Raw genomic sequence first — 25,016 nt, 5'->3', positions numbered from 1 at the left:
CGCTCCCTCAAACCCGAAAGATCATCGCGTCCAACAGCCACGGCCCTCGCAACTCCCACAGATCGCGGGTGTTGCGAGGACCGTTAGAACCCAAGCGGTGGCGGGGCCCTTGTGCGTGCGGGGGTGGAGGGAGGGGCGGGGGTCAGTGCTGGTCGCTGCCGCGGCCCGGGGGGAGGGAGAGCAGGTTGCGGTGCCGTCCGCCGGTGCTCTGGCGGGTGGTGGTCTGGGGGGCGGTGTTCTCTCCGAGAGTGGTGGTGCCGTTGTCGGTGCCGGGACCGAGGGCCGGTGCGGGCGCCGGCGGCGGCGCGGGCATCGGGTGCGGGACCGGCCCGAGGTAGCCGGCGGCCACCCAGCCCTGGCCGTTGGTGAAGTGGGAGGCGGGCTGGGCGGCGGGTGCGTCCTGGTGGCCGTTCGGGGTGTGCCGGTTGTTGTGATCGGCGCGACCGCCCTGGTTGGCGTGGTTGGGATGGCCGGTCGGGGCGGTGTGGCCGCCGCTGTCGCCGGTGGGGTCGCCGGGGGCGCCAAGGGGACCGTGTCCGCCGACCGGGTCGCCCTGGCCGCCGTGGTGGGTGTGGCCGGCCGCCCCGGAGCCGTTCTGCTGGCTCGGCATGAACTGGGGAATGCCGGCGGCCTGCCCGGCGTAGGTGTGGAACGCCTGGTGCTGCGGCGGGTACGGGCGAGGGTCGGCGAGTACCGGGTAGCCGTCCCGGACCGCGAAGCCGGCGAACTTCAGGTTCTCCTCGCCGGAGCGGTCGCCCGGCAGCGCCCGGAACAGACGCCGGTACTCGGAGTACAGCTCGTCGTAGATCGGTGTCGCCGAGTGCGGGTGCTCCGCGTCGTACGACGGGCGCATGCCCGGGATCGCGCGGGGAGCACTGGGGGACCGGCGGTGGGATGCGGGGACGTCGTAGCTGTACACGTAGGGGCCAACGAGTGAGAGCGGCAGGGGATGCGGGGTTGCACCGCCCCGGGAGCGCGGTCAGGGCGCCTGGGGCGGTGCGGAGACGCGGGGTGCCGCGGCGTTCGCGCCGTCGGCGCGCGGCACCCCGGCATGCGGGGCGGCGAAGGGGACGGCTCAGGTGCCGGCGAGCGGGAGCGAGGCGGCGACCACCTGGCCCAGCGCCACGGCGCGTTCGAGCGCCTGGCGGAGCAGGTCCTCGCGGGGCTGACGGCCGACCATGCCCGCCGGAACGGCGTACATCGTCACCTCGGCGAGCTGGTTCGCCGCGAACCGCCATGCGTCGGTGACCTGGAGCGGCTGGTGCGCCTGCCACCAGCCGGTGCTGCCGCCGGCGGCAGCGGGCTGGAGAATCGCGTGCAGCTTGCCCATCGCCACCAGCACGGACCAGCCGGGCAGTTGGTCCGGTGTCTTGTCGAGATCGGTGACGAGCTGGAAGCCAGCGTCCTGGAGGAGGTCCAGGAACTCGTCCGTGCCCGAGGTGTTGCCCGGCCGGCCGACCGGCCCGGTCGGCTCGACCACCAACGAGGCGTGGCCGGCGTCGCCGTGCAGGATCAGCCCGCAGGTGATGCCCAGGACGGCGGCCTGGCCCGCCGCGCTGGGCGTGGTGGGGGTGGGGGCCGGGGCGGCGGGGGCCGGGGCGGGTGCGGCGGGGGCCGGAATCGAGGCGGAGGGGGCCGCCGGGGCTGCCGCGGGTGCGTCGGCCTGGGCCTGACTGATGCTGCGCACCGCGCCGACCAGCTGCTCCTCGGAGACCGGCACCACCTGCGAGGGGATGCAGCGGGCGTGGGCGAAGGCGAGCACCGCCGTCTCCTCGCCCACGAACAGCACGGTGCTGGTGGGCTCCTGGAACGAGTCGCCGGGGGTGCGGCAGGAGGTGCACTCGTAGCTGTCGGGGGCGTGGGCGCCGCCGAGTAGGCGGTCGGCCTCGTCGTCGCCGATCTCGGATCGGACCTCGTCGCTGACGTTGAGCATGCGCGGCACTGGGACTCCTCTGTGGGCTGTCGGGCTGTCGGGTACGTCGTGAGCGGGCGTGGGGTGTGCGGTGGGGTGTGCGGTGGGGCGGGTGTGGGGCGGGGTGGGGCTGGGCGGAGTGAGGGGTGCCGGTGGGGCCGGCCTGGGGGTGGACGAAGGGGTGCCTCCGGCCGCCATTACCAACGGACCCCTGTGTCAGGGGTCACGGGTGGCCGGTGAGGGTGACGGGAATTGCCCGGGATTCGACCGCGCCGCGTGGTCGCCTGCTCGCAATGTGTCGATGTCGATGGTGGGAGTGCCGGAATGGAAATGTGGGGTGAGACACGTCATGGCGATGTTTGATCTAGGAAACAGCGGCCAAATCGGACATTTGGGTCACCATTGCATGGTCGTTACCGCGGGTAACCCATGGCTGAGCTGGGCAGACCGTTGAGTGTTTGGTTTCCGTGACTACCGGCTCGTAGCTTCTTTGGCGGTGCAACGAGCACCACCCGGGTTCACCCCCGACGCACAGCCCGCCGGCTCAGCCCGGCGTCGGCAGTGCCCGCCGATGTGACCGCTCGAACAGGTCCCCGGTGTGTGGCGGGTGGCCAGGGGCGGCGCGGCACGTCCGACACGTGCCCGGCCGCCCGGCGGACGCGGTGAGCGAAATCGGCCCCTTCGAGGGTCTGGTTCCGCATGCCCGCCCGGGGCTGTCGAGAGGAACCTCATGACCTTCCGTAACGAGACCGCCGCTGCCACCCCCTCCACCGTCACCAAGCGCAACCGTGTTCGGATGGCCGTGGTGGCGGGCGCCGCTGTCGCGGCCCTGCCGGTGGCCGGCCTCGTCACGGCCACCTCGGCCTCCGCCGCGTCCGTCTCCACCTGGGACAAGGTCGCCCAGTGCGAGAGCGGTGGCAACTGGGCCATCAACACCGGCAACGGCTTCTACGGCGGTCTGCAGTTCACCTCCAGCACCTGGGCCGCCTTCGGTGGCACCGCGTACGCCTCGCAGGCCCACCTGGCCACCAAGGCGCAGCAGATCTCGGTCGCGGAGAAGGTCCTCGCCTCGCAGGGTCCGGGCGCCTGGCCCGTCTGCTCCGTCAAGGCCGGCCTGACCAAGGGCGGCGCCCCGGCCGCCGTCGACACCTCGGCCGGCTCGACCGCCGCGAAGCCGGCCGCCCCGGCCACCACCCCGGCGCCGAAGCCCGCGCAGGCCCCGAAGGCCACCGAGGCTCCCAAGGCCGCCGCTCCCAAGGCCACCGAGGCTCCCAAGGCCGCCGCCGCGCCGAAGGCCGCCGACTCCGCCCAGTCGTGGAAGTCCGACAACGCCGCGAAGTCCGCCCAGGCGGGCAAGGGCCGGGCCTCGAACAACGCCAAGCCGGTCACCGGTGGCACCTACACCGTCAAGGCGGGCGACACCCTGAGCTCGATCGCCGCCGCCAAGGGCGTCGACTGGCACGCCCTGTACAACGACAACGCCAAGGTCATCGGCGGCAACCCCGACCTCATCCTCCCGGGCCAGACCCTCACCGTCTGATCTCCGGCGCGCGTCGTGGTTCCGTAGGCGCCGTCCTCGGTCCGCGTTGTTCCGACGGCCGCTTCTCCGCTGTGCGGGGGAGCGGCGGTCGGCGTTCCCGGCCGTGTCCGGGGCCGGGTTCCGGGTCGCGTCCCGTACCGGGGAGGGGCAGGTGCCCCGGTTTCACCGGTGCGCGAGGATGGTGGTGTGTCCCAGGGTGAACTCTTCGGCGAGCTCTCCGGCGAGCTGTTCGGTGCGGCTTCCGGCGGTGCTTCCGGTGGTGCTTCCGGAGCGGCCTCCGGCGAGCCTTCCGCGCGAGGGCGGTCCGAGCCCGCGCCCGGCGCCGTGCTCCTCCCCGGATGGCTCGACGCCGACGCCCAGCTCCGGCTGGTCGCCGCCTGCCGGGAGTGGGCCCGCCCGCCGGCCGGGATGCACACCGTCCGGATGCCGACCGGCGGCGTGATGTCCGTGCGGATGGTGAGCCTGGGCTGGCACTGGTACCCCTATGGGTATCGCCGCACCGCCGCCGACGGTACGCCCGTCAAGGCGTTCCCACCCGAACTCGGCCACCTCGCGCACCGGGCGGTCGCCGACGCGTACGGCGGGGAGGGCGAGCACGTTTCGGGCGTCGCGGGTATCGCGGGTGCCGGGGCGTACGAACCGGACATCGCCATCGTCAACCACTACCCGCACGGCGCGAAGATGGGTCTCCACCAGGACCGCGACGAGCGGGCCGACGCGCCGGTCGTCTCGCTGTCACTCGGTGACACCTGTGTCTTCCGGCTCGGCAACACCCGGACCCGCACCCGCCCGTGGACCGACCTGGAACTGCACAGCGGCGACCTGCTGGTCTTCGGCGGTCCGGCCCGCTACGCCTACCACGGCGTGGTCCGCACGCTGCCGGGCACGGCGGATCCGGCGCTCGGTCTCACCGGGCGGCTCAACATCACCATCCGTCAGTCCGGTCTGTTCGACTAGCTGGAGCCGTCCGGGGCTCCGGAGCCCGACCCCGAATCCTTGAGTCTCGAGTGTTCGAGTGCTTGAGTGCTCGAGTGCTCGAACCTCGTTCGAGTGAATCCGTCGAGGGCGCTCCGGTGTGCGGGAATTCCCGGGCCCTCCGGAGAATTCGACTGGGCTGGAGAATTCGATAGAACGGGCGCCGGCAGCCGGACGGAAGATCTCCGTCCGGGCCGGGTGTCCGGAGAGGAACGCACGCATGGGTACCCCCGTCGACGAACTCGTCGAACTGCTGGACCTTGAGCAGATCGAACTGAACATCTTCCGCGGGCGCAGCCCCGAGGAGGCGCTCCAGCGCACGTTCGGTGGCCAGGTGGCCGGCCAGGCGCTGGTCGCGGCGGGGCGCACGGTGGACGGCGACCGCCCCGTCCACTCCCTGCACGCCTACTTCCTGCGCCCCGGTGTGCCCGGCGTGCCGATCGTCTACCAGGTCGACCGGCTGCGCGACGGCCGCTCCTTCACCACCCGCCGGGTGCTCGCCATCCAGGGCGGCCGTTCGATCTTCGCCCTCACCGCCGACTTCCACCTCCCCGAGCAGGGCGGCATCGAGCACCAGTACCCGATGCCCGCCGTGCCGGCCCCCGAGAGCCTGCCCAGCGCGCTGGACGAGGTCGGCTCGCGGCTCGGCGAGCTGCCCCCGTTCATCAGCCGCCGGCAGCCCTTCGACATCCGGTACGTCGACCGGCTGCGCTGGACGAAGGAGGAGCTGGCCGGTGTCGAGGCCCGCAGCGGGGTCTGGCTGCGGACCAACGGTTCCCTGCCCGACGACCCGCTGATCCACGTCTGCGCCCTCACCTACGCGAGCGACATGACGCTGCTGGACGCGGTCCGGGCCCCCGTCGAGCCGCTCTGGGGCACGCGGCACTTCGACATGGCCTCGCTCGACCACGCGATGTGGTTCCACCAGCCGTTCCGGACGGACGACTGGCTGCTCTACCAGCAGGAGTCCCCGATAGCCCGCGGCGCCCGCGGTCTGGCGCGCGGGCAGATCTTCGACCGCCGCGGGCAGCTGGTGGTGTCGGTGGTGCAGGAGGGGCTGTTCCGGCCGCTGAAGGGCTGACACCGCAGGGTCGGTCGGGGGGCTGTCCGGGCCGGTCGAAGGCCGGTCGGGCCGGGGTGGTGGCCGTGGGGGCTGCCCGGCGTCGGCCGGTCCGGCTCCACGGGGTTCCGGATGCGGGAATGATCCACCCCGGGTGTCGGCGTTGATGCTGTTGACGGACTTGATGCTGGTGACGGACAAGGGATGGCCCGGGCGGGTCACGGACCGGAAGTGGGAGGGCGTTTCGATGACGGCGACAGCCGCGGAGGAATGGAAGCACTGGAGCGACAGCCGAGCGGCGTCGGTGAGCGCGCCGCACGGGCAGCTGGCGCTGACCGGCACGCACTGGCTGGAGCCCGAGCCCGCCGGGATACCCGGCCTGCCCGGCCGCTGGTGGGCCGATGCCGAGGGCGTCCGGGTGCGGGCCGAGGCGGGTGACGGCATCACGGTCGCGGGAGCGTCGGCTCCCGTCGACGGTGAGGCGCTGCTCCGTCCGGACACCGACCCGGCCGGCGACACCGCCTCCCTGGGCGAGCTGCGGCTCGTGCCGATCGAGCGCGAGGGCGAGCTGGCCCTGCGCGTCTTCGACCCGGCCGCCCCGCGCCGGGTGTCCTTCGCAGGGATCTCCGCGTACCCCTACTCCCCGGAGTGGGCCGTCCCGGCGGTCTTCACGCCGTTCGAGGGCGACGGTGGGCAGGCCGTCCTCGTCCCCAACGCGGACGGCAAGGAGCGGCCGCTGGCTGTCGTCGGCCAGATCGCGTTCACCGTCGCGGGGGAGCACCGCACCCTGACGGTGAGTGGTTCCGGCGGCGGGCTCAGCGGTGTCATCGCGGACGCGACCAGCGGCACGGACACCTACCGCTTCCGCTTCATCACCCTCCCCGCCCCCGATGCCGACGGCCGCACGGTGCTCGACCTCAACCGGGCCTACCTGCCGCCGTGCGCCTTCGCCGACCACTTCATCTGCCCCTTCCCGCCGCCCGGCAACCGCCTGGACTTCGCGGTCGAGGCGGGGGAGAAGCACGTCCTGACGCGGTAGTCCGCGGGTCAGCTTTCGTAGGTCCGCTTCCGTAGGTCCGCTTCCGTGGATTCGCGCCGCCCACCGGCCCGGTGGGCGGCGGTGGGCTTCCGGCGCTTTCCAGCGGGTTTCCCCGGAGTTTTCCGCTGGGCGGGGTGCCCGCGCGGGCCGGGAGCCGACTGGTGGGTACCCCGGTGGGCGGGGCGTCGGCGGACGGGTCGAACATGGGTGGCTGTGTCGACCAATCATCCTGCCAATTCGCCCTCGGCCACTCCTCCGATCCCTCCTGCGTCGGCGCCTCCCGCGTCGGCCTCTGCCAGCCCCGCCCCACCCGCTCCCTGGTACCGGCGGGCCTTCGCCGACCTCAGCCCGCTCCGCGAGAACGCCGACTACCGGCGGGTCTGGTTCGGTCAGGCGGTCTCGTCGATCGGCCAGCAGATGACGGCCGTCGCCGTCGCCGTCCAGGTCTACGATCTGACCGGCTCCAGCTTCGCCACCGGTCTGGTCGGCCTCTTCTCCCTCTTCCCGCTGATCGCCTTCGGCCTCTACGGCGGCGCGATCGCCGACAGCGTCGACCGCCGCCGCCTCGGGCTCATCGGCTCGGTCGGCCTCGCCGCCGTCTCCGCCCTCCTGGCCGCCCAGTCGCTGGCCGGCCTCGGTCAGGTCGCCGTCCTGTACGCCGCCGTCGCCGTCCAGGCCGGCTTCTTCGCGCTCAGCTCGCCCGCCCGTTCGGCGATGATCCCGCGCCTCGTCCCGAGCCACCAGCTCCCCGCCGCGAACGCCCTGAACACCGTCAGCATGAACCTCGGCCTCACCGTCGGCCCCATGCTCGGCGGCGTCCTCATCGGCGCCTACGGCGCCCAGGCGGCCTACCTGGTCGACACCGTCGCCTTCGCGGCGACCATCTACGCGATGTGGCGCCTGCCCGCCATGCTCCCGCTCGGCGACCGCAAGGGCCGGGCCTCCGTCCTCGACGGCCTGCGCTTCCTGCGCGAACAGCCCAACATGCGCACCAGCTTCCTCGCCGACCTGGCCGCGATGGTCTTCGGCATGCCGCGCGCCCTCTTCCCCGCCATCGCGGTCACCTTCTACGGCGGCGACGCCCGCACCGTCGGCCTCCTCGTCTCCGCGCCTGCGGTCGGCGCCCTGATCGGCGCCCTCTTCTCCGGCTGGGTCGGCCGGGTCAACCGCCAGGGCGTCGCCATCCTCGTCTCCGTCGTCGCCTGGGGCCTCGCCATCGCCGCCTTCGGCCTGGTCCGCAACCTCTGGCTCGGCCTCCTCCTGCTCGCCGTCGCCGGCTGCGCCGACACCGTCAGCATGATCTTCCGCAACACGATGATGCAGGTCGCCGCCCCCGACGAGATGCGCGGCCGCCTCCAGGGCATCTTCATCGTCATCGTCGCCGGGGGCCCCCGACTCGGCGACTTCGAGTCCGGCGCCGTGGCCTCCCTCACCAGCCCCGCCACCTCCGTCATCAGCGGCGGCCTCGCCTGCGTCGCAGCCGTCCTCCTCCTCGCCGCCCGCCGCCCCGCCTTCCTCGCCTACGACGCCCGCCACCCCACCCCCTGACCCCACGACCCACCCCACCCCCCGCCACCCGCAAACCTGGCAGCGAGCACCCCCCGCCGTGCTGTATTGTTTTCCACGTCGCCGGGAACCGGAGACAAGGTCGAGAAGCCCCACAGCAGAGCCCCCCAGGCCCCGCTGCAAGGCGCCGAGACCACGGGACGTGGCGCAGCTTGGTAGCGCACTTGACTGGGGGTCAAGGGGTCGCAGGTTCAAATCCTGTCGTCCCGACTGGAGTTCGCTCCATTGTCGCAGGTCAGAGGCCGTTTTCTCCTTCGCGAGGAAGCGGCCTCTGGTGCGTTCTGGGGCCTGTCTCTCACATTCGTCTCACGGTTTCACGGTTCGATACCTGGGGCGAAGACCGCTTGGCGTCGCGGACTGGTGAGTATCTGCATCGTTCCTTCCCTTTTGTCTGCTCTGTCGGTCGCAACTATGGTCTCGATGGTTGCTCGCCGTCATTGCGGCCTCGGTCTGACGCGTTGGCACTTGACGATCTCCGGCGCCGATCAAGTGAGCCCGAACAGGTCCTGCGGCTGTTCCAGCGGCGGATGAACCAGGAGATGCTGAGGTGGCCGCATCTCAATTTGTCGCGCGGCTCGGTGTGCGGCCGCTCCTGGTCCCGGTGTCAGGCCGTTGCCGTACCTCCTTCGGCGGCAGCCGAAGCAGGGGGTCTGCTTCAGCAGCTCCCAGTTCGCGGGTTTCGACCGAGTCCACCGCCGAGCCCTTCGGCGGACGTTGGGATCCCCAACTGCCGGACCACGGCCCGGGCCGACAGTCCTTCAGCCTGGTGCAGCCCAGGAACTCGAAGCCGGCGCGGCCGAACATCTGGCGCTTGAGCATTTTGAGTTTGTTGTTGTGGCCTCGACTGCGCCGGAGCTATAGCGCTGGGTGAGGCTGGCGACGACCGCATCGAGGTCCTGCAGGAGGCCGTTTGCGAAGCTTCGAAGGGCCGGGACCTGGTCGTTCTGGACGCGCGCGATCCAGTCCTTGAGCTCTCGTCCGCGGCAGTCGTTCATCCGCCCGGTGAAGGCCCTGACGTGCTCGGCCGTGGTGGCCAGCGCCGGGGCGCGGGCGAGGACCCCATTGAGCTGCTGGGCGTCCTCGTTGCGGAGGCGGTCGGGGCGGCGGGTGATCCAGCTGGTCACGTCCCTGACAAAGGGCTTGCGTTGGGGCGGGTCCTGGTAGCGGAACGCCTCCCTCAGCAGGCGCACATAGACGCGGACGATCTGCTCCTGACCGGGGAAGCTGCGCTGCCGGAGGTAGGGCTAGTAGGGGTCGAGGATACTGGCGCGTCCGGTCCAGCGGCCGACCAGCAGCACTCTGCTCCTTGGTGGACGGACCATGACAGGCGTAAACGATCGTGCAAGTTGGGCGTATCTGGATATTTGACGATTACAAAGTGAGGAAGCTGCCACAGGGACCCGACACTTCGGCGTAGTCTGCCGGAATTACCGCCAGCGGGCCGGGTGGCCTGTGATGTGGCGGAAGTGCCATGGGTGGGGATCTGTATATGTCAGCGATGGGCGGCGACCACAGGCATCCGGGGGTGCCCGATCCGTACGGGGAACAGGACCTGCTGACCCCCGCCATGACGAAAGGCTACGACGCGACCCCCGGCAAGGAACGGGATCTGCTGCTGCGCTATCTCGAAGCAGTGGTCGCCGCCCGAAGGGCACCAGTGCACACTGCCGTTGCCTTAAACGCTGCGTACTTCGGGTACAACCTCGGAGGTGATGGTTATGGTGGCAGTCCCCTGCGGCTCGACGACTTCCCTGTGATCACCTTCGGGGAGTGGGCTCCGCCGCTTCCTGTCGGCGCCATGGTGTGCGTGGCCACAGGGTCGGATCCGATCTACGCAGAGATCGTCCACCGCGAGGGAGCACACCCGGAAGTGGGGGCTCTCGGGGATGTACCAGCTTGGGTGTCGGGGGCACCTGTTGGTGCAGTGGGCCCAGGCCGGACGGCGACTGGCGCGGCTCTTCGCCGAAGAGAACTTCTGGTCCCGGACCTCCATGCCTTTGGCCCGGCCCTGAGCCTTTCGCCGGCCCAGCTCCACCGCTTACGTACACGACGGCGCTGGATCAACGAGGACGGACATGTCGTCGTCGATGTCTCCTACCCGTCCCCGGAAGCGGCCCGGTGCGACGACCTGACGGCCTATACGGACCATCTCCTGACTACGGCACGGGATCAGCTGCTCAGTCCCTTCGTGCCCGTATCGCTGGCCGAACTCATCGGCAGCACAAGTGATGACGAACTCCGAGCGGGCTTGCTCGGTCTGCTCGACACCGTACGGGGCGTCCTCGGCTCCAGCGCTGCGCTGCGCACATGGGGCCACTACGCCATGACCCGGGCCTCCCTCGCGCAGTGCTGGGGAGATACAGGCCCGCTGGGTGGCGGCGACCTCAGGTCCTTTGCAGCTGCGGTGGAGCATGCAGCCACCCCGACGAGGCGGCGGCGCCATGGCCTTGTCGCCCCGACCACCGTGTACACGGCGGTCGGACCGCGGCTTCGCCAGTTCCCCGGTGCTACGGAACTGCTCAGGGGAGTGGGATACGCCGCGGCGGTCTGCCGGGCGAACCTGACGATCGCCGACGTTGTCCGAGGGGACAGTAACGAGGGCCTGTTCGAGAACGGCTCCCTGATCACGCACGACGACGCCTTCGAGAGCGGGGGGGTCTGGCGGTCTCACTATCCTGGTGGCGCCGGAGCGCCCGGCGACCCCTTGGCCCCGGCAGGACGTGGTTGGGCATCGACTCTTCCTGAGTCGCCGGATCCGGAAGCAGGGATGGACACGGAAGCGGACGTCGATCCGGTCGATCCACCCCTCGCCGACGATGCCTTACTCGGCGCCGGTGAACTTCTGCGGAACGACACAGGGATCGCCTGGCGGTCGCCCCTGCGACTGGCCCATCTCATGGGCGGCTGGTTCCCCCTGCCCCCGCATGTCGCACGCGAACTCCGCTCATCCCACGGCTCACGTCTCACATCTCACCTCGAACTTGGTCACGCCGGGCGGATACTGCTCGAAAGCGAGGCGGCTCAGGATGTCACCGCCGAACTCGGCGCCGAACCCGGTCGCTTGACGGGCATCCACTGGCCCCGCGACTTCTTCCCCGGTCTGATGCTTGAGTTGCTCTGGCTCCGCGGTCAAACAGTGGTCCGCTTGGCCACGACCCAGCTCCCGGAGCCGTTGTACGTCAGCGACCGAGTGATCGGGCACCGCTACGACCCCCGCGTGCTCACCAGAGAGGATGCTCCGGGCAGCGATCGCCATGGGGACAGCGCGGCCGGCCTCGGCCCCCGGCAGCTGGTGATGCGCACCGTGCGCCGCTGCGGGCTGCTCACCCCGGACGGTCATGCCCTGTTGGACCGCTCGGTTCTGCCGAGTGCGACCTACGGACGTCGGCCGGCGCGCTCCCAGACCGCCGCTCTGGAGTCGGCGGTCGCGGAGCTGATCGGGGAACGACTTCTGGAGCCGGCCCTTGGCAGCCGGGATGGCGGGGGCCAACCCCACTACCCGGCGCGCGACGGGCAGCCGACCATCCCGCTCATCGGCTACCGCCCCGTACCACGACGGGTCATACGCCCCTGGGGCGGCGCGGACCTGGAGAGCGTGGGGCTGCTCACCTCCAAGCTCGTTGCAGGTCACCTTCGGCGCCTTCGGCCAGGTTGCTTCCCCAGCGAAGCGCAGCGAGCTGCCTTCCGCGACCACTGCCGCCGGCTTGGTAAGGCGGACGGCTGGGAACTGCCCTTCGGCTACACGTTCGTAACTGAGCACACTCGCGGCCGCTGATCCGTGAATCCATGCCGCCAATCTCTCCTTCCGCCGTCCTGTCCCCACTTTCCCGGCTCCTCGGCGTCGAGCGAGCCGATCCCGCAGAATCAGCCGCAGAAACGGAGTAGGCGTACATGCACGACCGCTACCGCGTCATCACGGGGCCGCCGTTGTCCCCGCCGGTCGCCTCGGCCGAGGACCTCGAAGGTCTGGCCACCGCCCTCAACGCTTTGAAGCACCCGGTCGACGCCACCATGAGCGGGTTCACGGTCGACATGGTGGAACTCGCCTTCAACTCACTGGCGCCCAGGGAGCGGCAGCGGTTGCTCGGCAACCTGGGTATCCGCATGGCGGCCCCGCGGCGGGTGGGTAGGGCCCTGTGTCAGGACGTCCTCTCCCGGTTACGGCGCGATGTTCGGCAGCACGCCTGCACCTGCGGCATCAGGGACCTCACGCCCACTGTGGTGAACCAGATCGCCGAGGCCGTTTTCGCCCAGGACGACACGACCGTCTCCGACCCCGTCTCCCGATGGGGCGGCACGCTGGTTCGGGCCACGGTGTTTGCCTGGTGCAACGCTTCCGTCACCGATGCCTACGTGCTCGCCTGGGCGGCCGGCCAGGACTGGTTCACCGAGACGGCCGACGAAGAGGAGTCCCTACGGCTGGCCTCCGTGGCTGACGAGGCCCGCTCCGTAGTAGCGGCGTACCCGGACCTCAAGGGCATACGAGAAGGCCGCGAGCGGTTGTCTGCGGGTGACGGAGACGGCGAAGCGGTTGCCGTCACCCACGGGTCGGATGGGACGGCCCGAGCTTCCGAGGACGTTGTGTCGGACTCCAGCGCGCCACACGAGGTGCTGTCGGCCGCGTCCGAAGAGGCTCGTGCCCACCAGGAGACGGAGCCGGAGGGAGTCTGCCGACAACTGGAGTCGGCTCTCGCACTGGCCCGGCAGGCCGCGGAGAACGTGACCGGTACGGTGGCCGACGGGCGCCCTCCGCATGACGAGGACCTGGCCGCACTGGGCGCGCTCGGCGCCGTCTTCGACACGGCCGACGCGGTGTTCCGTGCGGCGGGGATGAACGGGGTGCCCCGCCGACTGGAGAACATGACGCAAGCCGCACGTGAGTACCGGACGGTACACGACCATGACCGCCAGGTACGGGAGACGCTGCGGGAACTGCTGGACGTCGCATGCCGACCGGACAGCCCCGCCGCATCCGCTGCCGAGGCCGTGCGAGGAGCGACCCGCCGGCTGCTGGACACAGCCGTATGGGAGCAGACCCAACGGCAGGAAGGTGCCACGCTCGCCGATCTCGCGCGGCTGATCCGCGACGGGCGGCAGCTGTATGCAGCGGCGGAGATTCTGGCTCTGCAGGATCAGATGGTGCGGCTACTGCCCACCTGTGCCATGGCGGTGGTCATGGCCCATGAGCTGGTACTGGCGCAGCCGGAGGAAGCCTTCGCGGAATCGGCTGAAGTCGGGGCCAAGGTGGAGATCCAGGCGGACGTGAAGGCTGCTGAAGGCGATGTCGGAGCGGCCGACGAGCCAGCTGCCGCCGACATGACCGCCGGGCAGGGGGAGCAGGTCGCCAAGGAGCCGGACGATGGCCTCACGGTCAAGCCCGGTGGCCGCACCCCCGAGGGATCCCAGCCTCACGCCGTAACCGTGCCGGAAGCTCCCGCCCCGAAACCGGTGGCCGGTCTGCCCGACACTGACGAGCCCCAGGCCATGGCATCCACGGACGGGACGGTGGCAGCGACTACGGATCTGACGGCGGGCCTCCCGGCAGCGCTAGCCCCTGTGTCCGCGTCGGTGTCCACCGGGGCGTACGACGAAGACGCTCAGTCCGCAGAGCCGGCTCCGAAGGATATCGCCCCGGTCACCACCAAGGAGAACCTCGGCGCGGTCGCGACGGAGCAGGCACTGACGAGGCTGGTCGTGGAGCGACGCTTCGGGCTCGCCCACCATGTCGCGAAGGCAGCCGGTCACGCCGAGGCGCAGGTGGTGGCGCTTCGTCTGGCCGGTGCCGCCGCACTGCTGACGTCGGGTGACAGCCAGCGAGCCCGGCTGACCGCGGACCTGCTCCGGCAGTACAGCGGATACGAAGGCCGAGACATGGAAGGCAGCGAGCTCCTTCTGCTGCCCGCCCTGCTACGTACGGCGCTGATCACCGGGGACCACCTGGCGGGTGCCCAGTTGAAGGCCTTGGCACCCCGGCTGCCGGAACGGTTGGCGGAGGCGGCGACCGCGGTGGCCGACCGTACCCTCAGCGGTGCCCTGATGACGGCCTCGCCGCTGACGGTCAGCGCCGATGTCTCCGGGGCGGAGGTGCGGTTGCGGGAGTTACTGGAGCAGTGTCGTGTTCTGCTGGTGCCACCGCGGCTTCGGTTCGTGCGGGCGACGGAGATCGCCAAGCGTTGGCTGTCCGACGATGGCCTCCTCGGATCGATGCTCACCACCGTGGTCCGCGACCACCGTGACGGGGCGGCCCAGGTACGCGAGCAGGCCGAACGCCTGTCGAAGCTGCCCGAGGTGAACAACGAGATCGACCGAATGGACCGCAAGCACCGCGCGTCCAGTGGCAAGCCGCTCCAGGGCTCCGGGCGGCAAGACTTGGTGCATCTCGTGGAACGAACCGTCGGCCTGGCCAAGGAGTGGTGCCTGGCGGTCGACACCATCCGTCGTGGTGATCGCTCCGACAGCAACCGCGCGGTCAAGGAGATCTCATCCCTGCGTCGTTCCCTGCTGAACGGCCGGGAGGCGGCACTGGGCGAACTGGAGCAGTTGACTCGGAGCTACGGCGCTGTCAAGGCCGCTACTGCCTGGGCGGCACTCGCTTCCATGGAGGAGCTGTTTGCCCTGCTGGAAAGTGGCACCGTGACCACGCGTCCCGGAAGCCCCGTGGATCCCGAACTCGTGCTGGACGCGGAACTTCTGAAGGTATGCGACCGCCGTGGCCAGCGTCCGGCGCTCGGCAAGCTGCTCACCGCCGTCGACCGGAGCTGGCAGGACGCTCTCGCCGAGCGGCTCGCACACGATGCCTTCGCCGCAGCTCGTACCCTCGTCGACCTGGCGGGACGAGGGCTGCTGCCCGGCGCACAGCCCGGGGAGTTCACCCCACCAGCGGTGGCCGAGATCGAGGCCTTGGCAGCCGCCCGGCGCACGAAACTGCACGGCGAACACGACGACCTCGTTGCGGAACTGCACCGGGCACAGGCCGACAGTGCCATCACCGACGACCAGGACCTGCGTCTCCAAGAACTCCTTGCCGACGCCAGGGGCCGGCTTGACGACATCGACGTGCACGGCCTGGTCGACGTACGACGGGCGCTCGACACCGTGCGGGACGACTTGCCCACCTTCCGGCAGCAGGCGGCCGACCGGATCCGAGCCCGGCTCGACGTCCTGGATCCCACAGAGGAGTTGCGCTCACAGGTCCTGCGGCACCTGGACACCGGTGGCCTGGCCACGGCCGCGGACCTGGTCTACTTCCTGGAGATCGGCGAGGACGTTCCAGAGATCGACGGCGGCGAGTCCCACCTGACCGAGTTCTTTCCGGCGGTGCCCGACGGGCTGCCCAAGGGAATTGACCACGCCCTCGTCGACCTCATCCGATCCGGCGGAACCCACCCGAACATCCCTATCCTGGACTACAGCGCGCTGTCGACCGACGAGGCGGCCTTGGCGGCGGACGCCGTGGAGGAATGGCGGGAGCTGGGTGCGACCGAGCCGAAGGACCGGCTTGAAGTGTCCGCCCGGCGGCAGCTGCTCCCAGCTCTCAAGCTCCTCGGCTACGAGGCCAAGAGCGCCAAGCCGCTGGACGAGAAGTCCCACCGGCGACGCGAGTACCGTCTGTTCGAAGCGACGGAAGTGGAGATCAACGGTAGAGCGAAGGCGCCCGCGTTCGGCTCGGAGATCCGGGAGCAGGGCGGCAACCTGCGTGTGCTGATGGTCTGGGGCCGTCCGTCCGCCAAGTACGTGATGAGTCTGGCGGAGGGCGACACGAGCGGTGCGAGCCTCCTCGTCCTCTACTTCGGCACGCTGGGCCGTGAGGCCCGTGCCGAACTCGCTGTCGGATCAGCCCGGTTGCAGCCGATGCTGGTCGTTGACGACGCAGCCCTCGCCTATCTCGCGGCACGGGGGAACCGGCAGGTCAGCACGGCCACGCAGACCCTGCTGCCGTTCTCGGGGGTCAACCCCTACATCAGGGAGAAGCGCGGACGGATCGGCCGAGAGATGTTCTACGGGCGCGACGTCGAGCGCAAGAGCGTTCTCGACCGGAGCGGCACACAGGTCATCTTCGGCGGCCGGGGACTTGGCAAGTCCGCCCTGCTCAGTGACGCCGGGGAGCGGTTCGAGGAGCAGCGCCCCGGCTACCAGCTGGCGGTGTACGTCAACCTCGACCAGGAGAACATCGGTAAGGGCAGCTCGTTGGGACCGGAGGCGCTGTGGAGTGTCCTCGACCAGAAGCTCAGGACGACCGAAGTGCTGGGCGGACAGCCGAGCCGTAAGTCGGGGAAGGACATCTCCGAACGGGTTCGCGCGGGCATCTGCGCCTGGCTCGACGGGGACTCCCGTCGGCGGCTGCTGGTCCTGCTCGACGAGTGCGACCAGTTCTTCGAGGCGGATGCTCCCCGCTTCGATCAGACCAAGAAGCTCAAGGGCCTCGGCTCCGACACCAAGGACCGCGCCAAGGTCGTCTTCGCAGGCTTGCACTCCGTGCAGCGGTTCTCCAAGCTCGCCAGCAACGGGCCGTTCGGTCACCTCGCGCAGACCCCGAAGGTGATCGGCCCGCTCGCTCCCCAGTCCGCCGCCGAACTGTTGGTCGACCCCATGCGGGCGCTCGGTTTCGAGTTCCAGGACATAGACCTCGTCAACCGGGTACTCGGCTACTGCTCCTACCAGCCTTTCCTGCTCCAGATGTTCGGTCACCGGCTGGTCGAGGTGATGCACCGCAAGCGGACGAGGCGCGGGGTCGAGGGACCCCCCTACGCGGTAGAAATCGCCGACATCGAGGTCGTGGAGTCGGACACCGGCCTCAGGGACGGCATCTCGGCGGCGTTCAAGGACACCCTGAGTCTCGACCATCGCTACGACGTGATCGCCAACGTGCTGGCCTACCACGCGCGCCACCGCGGTCTGGAAGTGCGGCTGAGTGACGCCGAACTGCGCGAAGAGTGCGAGACATTCTGGCGCAAGGGTTTCGAACAACTCGACACCGAGGGCTTCCGCGCATATCTCTCCGAGATGGTGGGCCTCGGTATCCTCGCTCCCAACCACGATGGCCAGGGCTGGCATCTGAGGGGCCCGAACGCCCTTCGCATGATCGGCACCTCTCATGAGGTGGACGCCCGTCTGCTCAGAGCCGAACAGGACTGCGAGCTCCAGGAGAGCATCGTGCAGGAGGGGCGTCCCGAGTTGCCCGATGGCCGGTCGGCCCCGCTAACCATCACCCAGCTTGACGACCTCCTCGGCGAGCGAGCCAACCAGACGAGGGTCGTCCTCGGTACCACCGCGACCGGTGTCGGCGACGTCGGTGACACCCTTCGTACGGTTGCCGGACGTATCGCCGACTGGACGTTGCCGCCTGTCGGCAGGCCCAGTGTCTACAAGCAGGAACTCACGGGTGGGCGTCCGCGTGAACGACGTGTAGTCATCAGTGACTTCGCTCGGTACCCGGACGCCCGACCCGAGGCCCCCCGGCAGGCTGTGGACCTGGCCGATACGCTGTTGCCTGTGACACCGGGGGTGACCCGCGCGGTGGTCGTGGTCACAGACCCTTCCCAGCTGGGTCTGTGGCGTCCCCTGCTGACGGGCACCGAAGCCACCTCGGCGGCTCCGGTGGTGCTGCGTCGGCACGACCGTCGCAGCCTACGCGGCTGGGCCCAGCGGGTCGAGAAGTTCCATACGGAGGACCGCCTGGACCGTCTCCATGAACTGACCGGAGGCTGGCCGATCCTGGTCGACCGGGCCCACCGTCTCCACGGCGAAGTGGGCGACCCGGATGCGGTGCTGCACAGACTGGCCGGCCTGCGCGAGGACCGGGCCGAAGCTCGCGCCTTTGCCGAGGCGACCGGCGTGTACGCGGATCCGTTGCTCGTGACCGGCTACCGGTCTCTTGCCGAAGAATTCACGGAGGACTCGTTCGACCTGGAGAGCGCGGTGACCGCCGTGGCCGTCCGGATTGAGGACGAGGACGAGGCCCGCTGGATCATTACCTGCCTTGACGCCCTCCAGGTGTTCGACCACGAGGGAGGCCAGTTGCGCCTGGAACCGCTGCTCCGGAGGTGCATGGCGCTCCAGGGGCTGACCCCGAGGCGGGGGCGCTTCTCCCCGGCAATTCCATAGCGGAGCCTCCCCTTGGCCCAGACGGCGTGCGGTCAGGCGGGGGCGACTCCGTACCGTAGCGGTCGGCGAGGGCGGCGACGAGGAGGCCCCGTCCTGGCGGGGCCTCCTCCGACTTGGCCCTCGGGGGCGGCGAGGACACCGGCCTTAAGAGTTTCGCGCTCGATGACCGCTGGGACAATCGTCGCTTGCGAGACAGCAGAGGTTCGTCGGCATCCACGTGCTCACCGCTGAGCCGCAGTGAGGAAGCTCACTGCGGCTCGCGCACCTCTCACGCACCTCTCACGGACTGGGTGTCATGAGGCGGTATTAGGCGTCATGGCGAGTGGATGAGATACGACCTGACCTGCGTGATCTGGACTGGTGAGCATAAGTCAGATGCCCGTTCGACCACTGGGGGTCAAGGGGTCGCAGGTTCAAATCCTGTCGTCCCGACCAGCGTTTTCGCAGGTCGGAGGCCGCTTTCACCGGAAGGTGGAGGCGGCCTTTTTGGTGTTCCGTCGGCTGGTGGTCGCAGTGTGGTCCCGGTGGGTTGGCCGGGGTGCTGGTTGGCGATGCTGTGTCGTTTTCCGTGCCTGGTGGGTGGTCAGGTGGGGGTTGTGGGGGATTCGGGCTGCGTGGTGGTCGTGCAGGGCGTTGTGGTCGGCCTGGTCGAGGGCGTGGTTGATGGCGTCGACGGCTTCGCGGACGGCCTGGATGGTCAGGTAGTGGTAGACGTCCACGGTGGTGGAGAAGGTGGAGTGCCGCAGTGTCTTGGAGACGATGGGCAGTGGCACGTGTTCGTCCATGGCGGGGGCGCAGGCGAGGTGGCGCAGGTCGTGGACGCCGGTGACGGGGACGCCGGCTTTGTGGCAGAGGCGGTGGAACTGGCTTAGGACGTAGGAGGGGTGGAGCGGGCGGCCGTGGCGGTGGATGACCAGGCCGTGTCCGGGGGCGGGGTTGGGGCCGCGGAGGGTGTCGGGGGCGAGACGGTGGGCGATCGCCGCGGTGGCGCGGTCGGAGAGGGCGACCCAGTTGCGGCTGGAGCGGGTCTTGGGTTCGGTGAAGGCGAGTTCGGTGTTGTCGATGGCCGAGAGCGTCCAGTGGATGTACATGAAGCGTTTGTCGAGGTAGGCGTCGTCCTCGTGGAGGGTCAGGGCTTCGCCCTTGCGGATGCCGGAGCCGGTGAGGAGTTCGGTGAGGTCGGCGATCGGGGGGTCGGCGCCGTGGGCGTAGCGCAGGAAGGTGGCGGCGTGGTCGGTGGTCCACTCGATGCGGTCGGCGTGGCGCGGCCGGCGGATGACCAGGGGGCGTCCGACGTTGTGGTGCAGGCGGCCGGCGCGGACGGCGTCGCCGAGTGCGCTGGAGAGTGTGCACAGCATGCGGTGGACGGTGGCCCTTCCGCGGCCGTGGGTGAGCTGGTGGTCGGCGAAGGTGCGGATGTGGGGCCAGCGGAAGTCGTCGAGGCGGATGGTGCGGAAGGCGGGGATGAGGTCGTCGTACACGTACCTGCGGTAGTGGGAGGCGGTGGTGGGCTTCAGTTCGGCCTGTTTGGCGTGGAACCAGTCGTCGAGGTAGTCGGCGACGCTCTGGTCGGGGTTGTGGGGGATGCCGGTGCGTTCGCCTTCGAGGTGGCGGTGCAGGGCCTTTTTCGCGGCCTTCTTCTTGAGGTAGCCGCCGCGGCGGATGGTGTGGCGTGGCTGTCGACGGCGAAGGTCCAGGTGCCGTGGTGGGGGTCGGCGGCGAGGAGGGGGCAGCGGGCGCTGAGCTGTTTGCGGTGCTGGTCGCGGCAGTCGCAGCGGCGGTAGACGCGGCCGCGTTTGGCGGAGGAGCGCATGGTGATCACTTCACGGCGGGTCGTGGTCGTGCGGGCTCTTCCAGTCTCGTCCCGTGCGGGCGCACTGCGGCGGACGACGGGACCACCGTGCGACCACCGAAGGCATTTGGTGCCTCTGACCTGGTGTGATCCCTTGACCTGCGCTCAGATTGCCTGTGGCTTCCTTGAGCAGCTCGCGGCCTTGTGGATCACGTCCGGCGCCCCGGCATCCGGGCTGCGAGAGGTATCTGGGATGCTCTGAGTCTATCGAATTCCTCCGAATGTCGGAGGGGGCGGGAATCCTCATTCCCCGCCCGCAGGGCTGCTCGGCCCGTTCCGGTGGGTGGTGGAATTCCGGCCCCTTTCCGGGGTTGCGGAATTCCCGAACCTGATTGAACGCCAGACGTGCATGCTGGGGCGGTTACGCTGAGTAGTATCGGCCGGGGTTCGGGCGCGCGTGTCGACGGCCTGGGTGAACGTGCGGTTGCCGACAGGTCGGCGCGTGTCACGCGGAGTCGCCGAGGGGAGCGGGTGGCCAGCCCCCCGTCGTCACCCTGGGTGATTGTCGAGGGGGTGCGTCGGGTTCGGGTGGTCGGTCACGTGAGCCGGTCGCGGTGGCGGGTTGCGGTTTCGCGGACGAGGTGGGCGAAGCGTTCGCGGCCGTGGCCCTGGTGCTGTTCGGCCTGTTCGTCGTTCCGGTCCTCCGCCTCGTCGGCATCGGCGTCCTCGTGGTCGGGGTCGTCGTATTCCTCGTGGAGGAGCTGGCAGCCGTGGATGCCGGTGAGGAGGTCTTCGAGGAGGTCGCGGGCGGGGCGCCTGGGGTCGAGGGGGGTCAGGCGCAGGCCGGTGTCCTCGGGGTCGGTGTCCGGGCCGGTGTGTTCGGCGAGGTCGTCGTCGAGGTCTTCGAGTTGTTCGCGCAGGCCCGCCGGGTCGGGGAGGAGGCCGTCGGCGATGTGGAGGGCGTGGCGTACGAGGCCGGTGACCGCGTCGTAGGGGGAGACACCGGCTTCGAGGAGTTCGAGGACGAGGGTGGGGGTTTCGTGGGGGAGGGCTTCGCTGTTGTCGGCTTCGAGGAGCAGGGTGGTGGGGGAGTGGCCGGTGGCTTCGGCGGTGACCTCGGCGGCGGCCGCGAGCCAGTGGGCGGCGGCGACGGCGGCGGCGGTGGGGTCGATCTCGGTGAGGAGGGCCGCGGGGCCGAAGGGGTTCTGTTCGAGGAGGCGGTCGGCGGCGGCGACCTGGACGGGGGAGGCGCCTTCGCGGCTGAGGAGGACGGCCTGGCGGGCGCGGCCGGTGAGGTCGCCGAGTTCGGCGTTCTCCACGGCGGCGAGTTCGGTGGCGGTTTCGGCGAGGACGGCGTCGGTGAGCTCGCGGTCGTCCAGGGTGTGGAGGGCGCGGCCGGCGCGGTGGGCGGATTCGACGAGGGGGCTGTAGGAGACGTCGAGCATGCCGTCCTGGGGGAGGTTGGGCCGGGTGATGGCGAGGGGGACCTCGTCGAAGGCCTTTCGCTCCTCCGAGCGGCGCCAGCCCTCGCTGTTGGGTTCCTGGGAGGAGGCAGCGCTGGCGGGGTGGGTGTAGGTGCGCCACGCGGCCTCGGACAGCTGGGTGAGCGCACGGGCCAGGCCCAGGAGCGCGGAGGTGCCGGTCCCAGCGGGGAGGACGCCGATGCGGGTGGCGAGACCACCCTCGCCGGTTCCCCAGGTGGCGATCAGCTCGTGTCGTTCGGGGTCGATGCTGTACCGGGTCATGAAGCCCTACCTCCGGTTCGTGATTCTGCCAGCACATTGCCAGGCCACAAGCCATTCTGACGTGCCGACAGGTTCGGCGGCCCCGGGGACGTCGAAGAGCGGGGCAGCAGCGGTTTTCGGACAGGAGACGGGTGGAGCCGCGGAGGGGCCGCCGCCGGCGGTAGGACGAGGCGGCGCACCTCGCGGCGTCGGCTGTCGTGCAGGCGCAGGAGCTGGAGCAGCGTGCGGTGTCGGACTGCCCGCTGGAGGGAAGAACCGGATACACCGCTACGGTGCAACCGCTCTGGGCAGGTTGACTCCGAGCGAACGACTCTTGGGCCGACGCGCGGGCCGACGCTCCTCGGCCCGCGGGCAGGGGAACGCTCATGTCGCTGTCGTATCCACAGGACCGTACGTGTCCCTACCAGCCGCCGTCCGGCTACCTGTCGACCGACGGGCCGGTGAGTCGGGTGACGCTGTACGACGGCCGCGCGGCCTGGCTGGTCACCGGGCGCGCGGAGATCCGCACGCTGCTGGCCGACCCGCGGGTGTCGGCCGACCGCACCAACCTGGACTTCCCGATCGTCTCCGAGCGCATGGAGTTCATCCGCCGGCAGCCACGCTTCGCGTTCCCCGCGATGGACTCTGTAGGGTTCCAAAAGTCCCGGACATGAGCCGAACTGTGTTTTCGTCAGCTGCTCTGGTCTTCGTCAGGCGGTGTTGCGGTACTCGTGGATGAGTCCGTCGAGGACGTCGTGGCGCTGGATCCGCTGGGCTGGGAACGGGATGACGTCGGGGTTGTCGGCAGGAGCGCGAAGTTGCAGCGCTCGGTGCGGCCGGGGGTCGTCCCGTGCGCACGGGTTTCTGCTTCCAGTTCCAGCGGAGCAGTCGGCGGTGTCAGGTGAGCAGGGTGCCGGGGGTGACCAGGCGGTGCCGACGGAGCCTGCCCGGCAGGTGCCGGGCGAGAGCGGAGAGCACCGCGCGGTCCGGCCAGGAAAGGCGTGGCCGGACGCCGAGCCGACGGCGCAGCACCGTGTTCTCGTGGCGTAACGCGAGGATCTCGGCGTCCTTCGCCCCCCCGAGCGGGAGAGCAGCAGGGGCAGTCCCAGGAGCCGGAGAAAGACCAGGTAGAGCATGCGCAGCGCCATACAGACCGAGCCTGCCATGATCACCTGGAGCTGCAGAGTACCTGTTCAGGGGCATTGCGTCACTCATGGCACCCCACAGGGCGGGCCCGGTGGATCCTGGGGGTTCCGTCCCGCCGGGCACGCCCCCGTGCCCCGTTTCTCCCGCCTGTCCTGCGGGTCCAGCCCGTCCCGCCCGTTCCGGGCTCTCCGGCGGTTCCGGAGGAACGGGGGTCACCCCGGAATGCGGAAGAAGGAGCGGTAGAGCGGCAGTTGCTCGGCGAGCATGTGGATGCCGGGGTGGGTGGCGAGGCCGAGGGCGGCGGCGGTGCGCAGCAGCGGGGTCTCGGCGGGCGTCATGATGATGTCGGCGACCAGCGCGCCGGGCGCCAGTGCTGCCGGGTCGAAGGGGAGCGGGTCGGCCGGGTCCAGGCCCAGCGGGGTGGCGTTGACCGCGAGGTCGACGCCGGAGGGCGGGCGCGGGGCGGCGGCCACGCGGCCGGGCCAGCGGGTGCCGAGCCGCTCCAGCAGGGCGTCCACCCGGCCCTGGTCGGGATCGGTGACGGTGAGTGCGGCGGCTCCTTCGGTGAGCAGGGCGGCGGCGATGGCGAGCCCCGCGCCTCCGGCGCCGGCCAGCGCCACCCGCAGCCCGGCCGGGTGGTGCCCCGCGGCGGTCAGGCCCCTGACGAACCCCGCGCCGTCGAAGTTGTCGCCGTACCAGCGGCCGTCCGGCTCGCGGCGCAGCGCGTTGGTGCTGCCCAGCAGGGCGGCGGCGTCGCTGAGTTCGTCGGCGTGCCCGCACATCGCCAGCTTGTGCGGGACGGTGACCAGCAGCCCGTCCAGGTTGGCGACGGCCTTCAGCCCTCGCACGACCTCGTCCAGCCGGTCCGCCGGGGCGTGCACGGGGACGAGCACGGCGTCCACGCCGCTCGCCGCGAACAGCGGGTTGAGCAGAGCGGGCGCCTTGGCCTGCGCGACCGGGTCGCCGAGCACCGCGAACAGCCGGGTGCGGCCGGAGATCGGCGGCCCGGCGGCCGGCGCGTCGGGGGTCGGCGCGTCGGGGGCCGGCAGGTCGGGGGGAAGGGACACCTCAGGCCTCCCCGGCGGCGCGCGGCATGGCGTCCAGCGTGCGGGCGACCAGTGACTCGGGGACGTCGCTGACGAGTTCGGCGCCGCGCGGGCCGTCCAGGACGAAGGAGAGCCCGTCGACGGCCTTCTTGTCCAGCCGCATGAGGGCGATCAGCGCCCCGGTGTCGACCTCCGGCGGCAGCGCGGTCGACAGCCCGTAGTGGGCGACCACCTCGTGGTGCTCGGCGACCCGCTCGGGGCCGATCCGGCCGAGCGCGCCCGCCAGCCGGCCGGCGAAGACCGTGCCGACGCCGACCGCCTCGCCGTGGCGCAGCCGGAAGTCGGTGGCGCGTTCCAGCGCGTGGCCCAGGGTGTGGCCGTAGTTGAGGATGTGCCGCAGCCCGGCGTCGCGCTCGTCGGCGGCCACCACGGCGGCCTTGCGGGCGACGCTCGCGGCGATCTGCTCGGGCAGCGGCAGGTGGCGGAGGTCCCCGGCGCCGATGAAGTGGCAGCGGGCGATCTCCCCGTAGCCGTTGACGCGTTCGCGCGGCGGGAGGGTGCTGAGGTAGTCGGTGTCGCAGAGCACGGCGGACGGCTGCCAGTACGCGCCCACCAGGTTCTTGCCCTCCGGGAGGTTCACCGCCGTCTTGCCGCCGACGCTCGCGTCGACCTGGGCCAGCAGCGAGGTGGGCAGGTGCACCACCGGCACTCCCCGGTGGTACAGCGCGGCGGCGAGCCCGACCGCGTCGGTGGTGGTGCCGCCGCCGCAGGAGACCACGGCGTCCGCCCGGCCCAGGCCGAACGCGGTGAAGCGGCTGCACAGTTCGGCCACCCAGGCGAGGGACTTGCCCTCCTCGCCGTCCTTCGCCTCCACCACCAGGGTGTCGAGGCCGGTGTCGGGCAGCCACTCGGCGGGCCGGGCGCTGACCACCGCGACCCGGCGGGCGCCGATCCTCGCGAGTACCCCGGCCAGCCGGTGGCGGGCGCCGGGGCCGATCAGCACCGGGTAGCCGCGCTCGCCCAGCTCCACGTCGATGCGCCGCAGCCCGCCGTCCGTGCGGACGAGGGTTTCTGTCGTGGTCAACTCGGCTCCCAGGGCTGGTCGGTGCGGT

The 25,016-nt window shown here is 70.6% G+C and carries 16 protein-coding genes and 1 tRNA gene; 9 read left to right on the top strand and 8 right to left on the bottom strand.

Annotation, left to right across the window (positions count from 1 at the left end):
* Positions 1-142: 142 nt before the first annotated feature.
* Positions 143-853, bottom strand: coding sequence for a hypothetical protein (locus ACIP82_RS35715; protein WP_400659645.1), 711 nt, complete (start codon positions 851-853; stop codon positions 143-145).
* 222 nt (positions 854-1,075) lie between these two features.
* The gene (locus ACIP82_RS35710; RefSeq protein WP_400659642.1) at positions 1,076-1,942 is read right to left on the bottom strand and encodes a hypothetical protein; all 867 of its coding nucleotides are present in this window, start codon (positions 1,940-1,942) and stop codon (positions 1,076-1,078) included.
* A 700-nt stretch (positions 1,943-2,642) separates the two neighbouring features.
* Between ACIP82_RS35710 and ACIP82_RS35705 the strand changes: the two genes are divergently transcribed.
* The 6 genes from ACIP82_RS35705 (at position 2,643) to ACIP82_RS35680 (ending at position 8,302) form a co-directional block, all read left to right on the top strand.
* Positions 2,643-3,452 carry a transglycosylase family protein gene (locus ACIP82_RS35705; protein ID WP_400659639.1) on the top strand — a complete coding sequence of 270 codons (810 nt, stop codon included), beginning with the start codon at positions 2,643-2,645 and terminating at the stop codon, positions 3,450-3,452.
* Between the two features lie 324 nt (positions 3,453-3,776).
* Positions 3,777-4,409 (top strand): alpha-ketoglutarate-dependent dioxygenase AlkB, encoded by a 633-nt coding sequence (locus tag ACIP82_RS35700; protein WP_363614811.1) that lies wholly within the window; start codon positions 3,777-3,779, stop codon positions 4,407-4,409.
* A 238-nt stretch (positions 4,410-4,647) separates the two neighbouring features.
* Positions 4,648-5,508, top strand: coding sequence for an acyl-CoA thioesterase II (locus ACIP82_RS35695; protein WP_363614805.1), 861 nt, complete (start codon positions 4,648-4,650; stop codon positions 5,506-5,508).
* Positions 5,509-5,734: 226 nt separating this feature from the next.
* Positions 5,735-6,526: a DUF1684 domain-containing protein gene (locus ACIP82_RS35690; RefSeq protein ID WP_363614803.1), complete on the top strand. Its 792-nt coding sequence runs from the start codon at positions 5,735-5,737 to the stop codon at positions 6,524-6,526.
* A gap of 258 nt (positions 6,527-6,784) precedes the next feature.
* Positions 6,785-8,074 (top strand): MFS transporter, encoded by a 1,290-nt coding sequence (locus ACIP82_RS35685; protein ID WP_400659651.1) that lies wholly within the window; start codon positions 6,785-6,787, stop codon positions 8,072-8,074.
* A gap of 154 nt (positions 8,075-8,228) precedes the next feature.
* Positions 8,229-8,302: transfer RNA gene (locus ACIP82_RS35680), tRNA-Pro, on the top strand.
* A 548-nt stretch (positions 8,303-8,850) separates the two neighbouring features.
* Here the strand turns inward: ACIP82_RS35680 and ACIP82_RS35675 are convergent.
* Positions 8,851-9,282, bottom strand: a complete 432-nt coding sequence (locus tag ACIP82_RS35675; protein WP_400659634.1) for a transposase — start codon at positions 9,280-9,282, stop codon at positions 8,851-8,853.
* A gap of 299 nt (positions 9,283-9,581) precedes the next feature.
* Between ACIP82_RS35675 and ACIP82_RS35670 the strand changes: the two genes are divergently transcribed.
* Positions 9,582-11,867, top strand: a complete 2,286-nt coding sequence (locus tag ACIP82_RS35670; protein WP_400659631.1) for a hypothetical protein — start codon at positions 9,582-9,584, stop codon at positions 11,865-11,867.
* A 116-nt stretch (positions 11,868-11,983) separates the two neighbouring features.
* Entirely contained in the window at positions 11,984-18,196 is a 6,213-nt protein-coding gene (locus ACIP82_RS35665) for a hypothetical protein (protein ID WP_400659629.1), read from the top strand.
* 461 nt (positions 18,197-18,657) lie between these two features.
* Here the strand turns inward: ACIP82_RS35665 and xerC are convergent, their stop codons facing one another.
* On the bottom strand, positions 18,658-19,713 hold the full coding sequence (gene xerC, locus ACIP82_RS35660; protein WP_400659648.1) for a tyrosine recombinase XerC: 1,056 nt from the start codon (positions 19,711-19,713) through the stop codon (positions 18,658-18,660).
* 871 nt (positions 19,714-20,584) lie between these two features.
* Positions 20,585-21,733: a hypothetical protein gene (locus ACIP82_RS35655; protein WP_400659627.1), complete on the bottom strand. Its 1,149-nt coding sequence runs from the start codon at positions 21,731-21,733 to the stop codon at positions 20,585-20,587.
* 365 nt (positions 21,734-22,098) lie between these two features.
* On the opposite strand from ACIP82_RS35655, the gene ACIP82_RS35650 reads away from it, so the two are divergent.
* Complete coding sequence (locus ACIP82_RS35650) at positions 22,099-22,386, top strand: hypothetical protein (RefSeq protein ID WP_400659624.1); 288 nt, start codon at positions 22,099-22,101, stop codon at positions 22,384-22,386.
* Positions 22,387-22,609: 223 nt separating this feature from the next.
* On the opposite strand, the gene ACIP82_RS35645 is transcribed toward ACIP82_RS35650, so the two are convergent.
* The 3 genes from ACIP82_RS35645 to ACIP82_RS35635 all read right to left on the bottom strand — a co-directional run bounded on the left by ACIP82_RS35645 (position 22,610) and on the right by ACIP82_RS35635 (position 24,988).
* Positions 22,610-22,744, bottom strand: coding sequence for a hypothetical protein (locus tag ACIP82_RS35645; protein ID WP_400659621.1), 135 nt, complete (start codon positions 22,742-22,744; stop codon positions 22,610-22,612).
* Between the two features lie 326 nt (positions 22,745-23,070).
* Positions 23,071-23,925 (bottom strand): shikimate dehydrogenase family protein, encoded by an 855-nt coding sequence (locus tag ACIP82_RS35640; RefSeq protein ID WP_400659618.1) that lies wholly within the window; start codon positions 23,923-23,925, stop codon positions 23,071-23,073.
* A gap of 1 nt (position 23,926) precedes the next feature.
* Positions 23,927-24,988 (bottom strand): 3-dehydroquinate synthase family protein, encoded by a 1,062-nt coding sequence (locus ACIP82_RS35635; protein WP_400659616.1) that lies wholly within the window; start codon positions 24,986-24,988, stop codon positions 23,927-23,929.
* Positions 24,989-25,016: the final 28 nt, after the last annotated feature.

Source organism: Kitasatospora sp. NPDC088548, from assembly GCF_044753005.1.
Lineage (GTDB): Bacteria > Actinomycetota > Actinomycetes > Streptomycetales > Streptomycetaceae > Kitasatospora.
The sequence above is the reverse complement of the archived record's forward strand: the minus strand, read 5'-3'. Positions and strand labels throughout refer to the sequence as shown.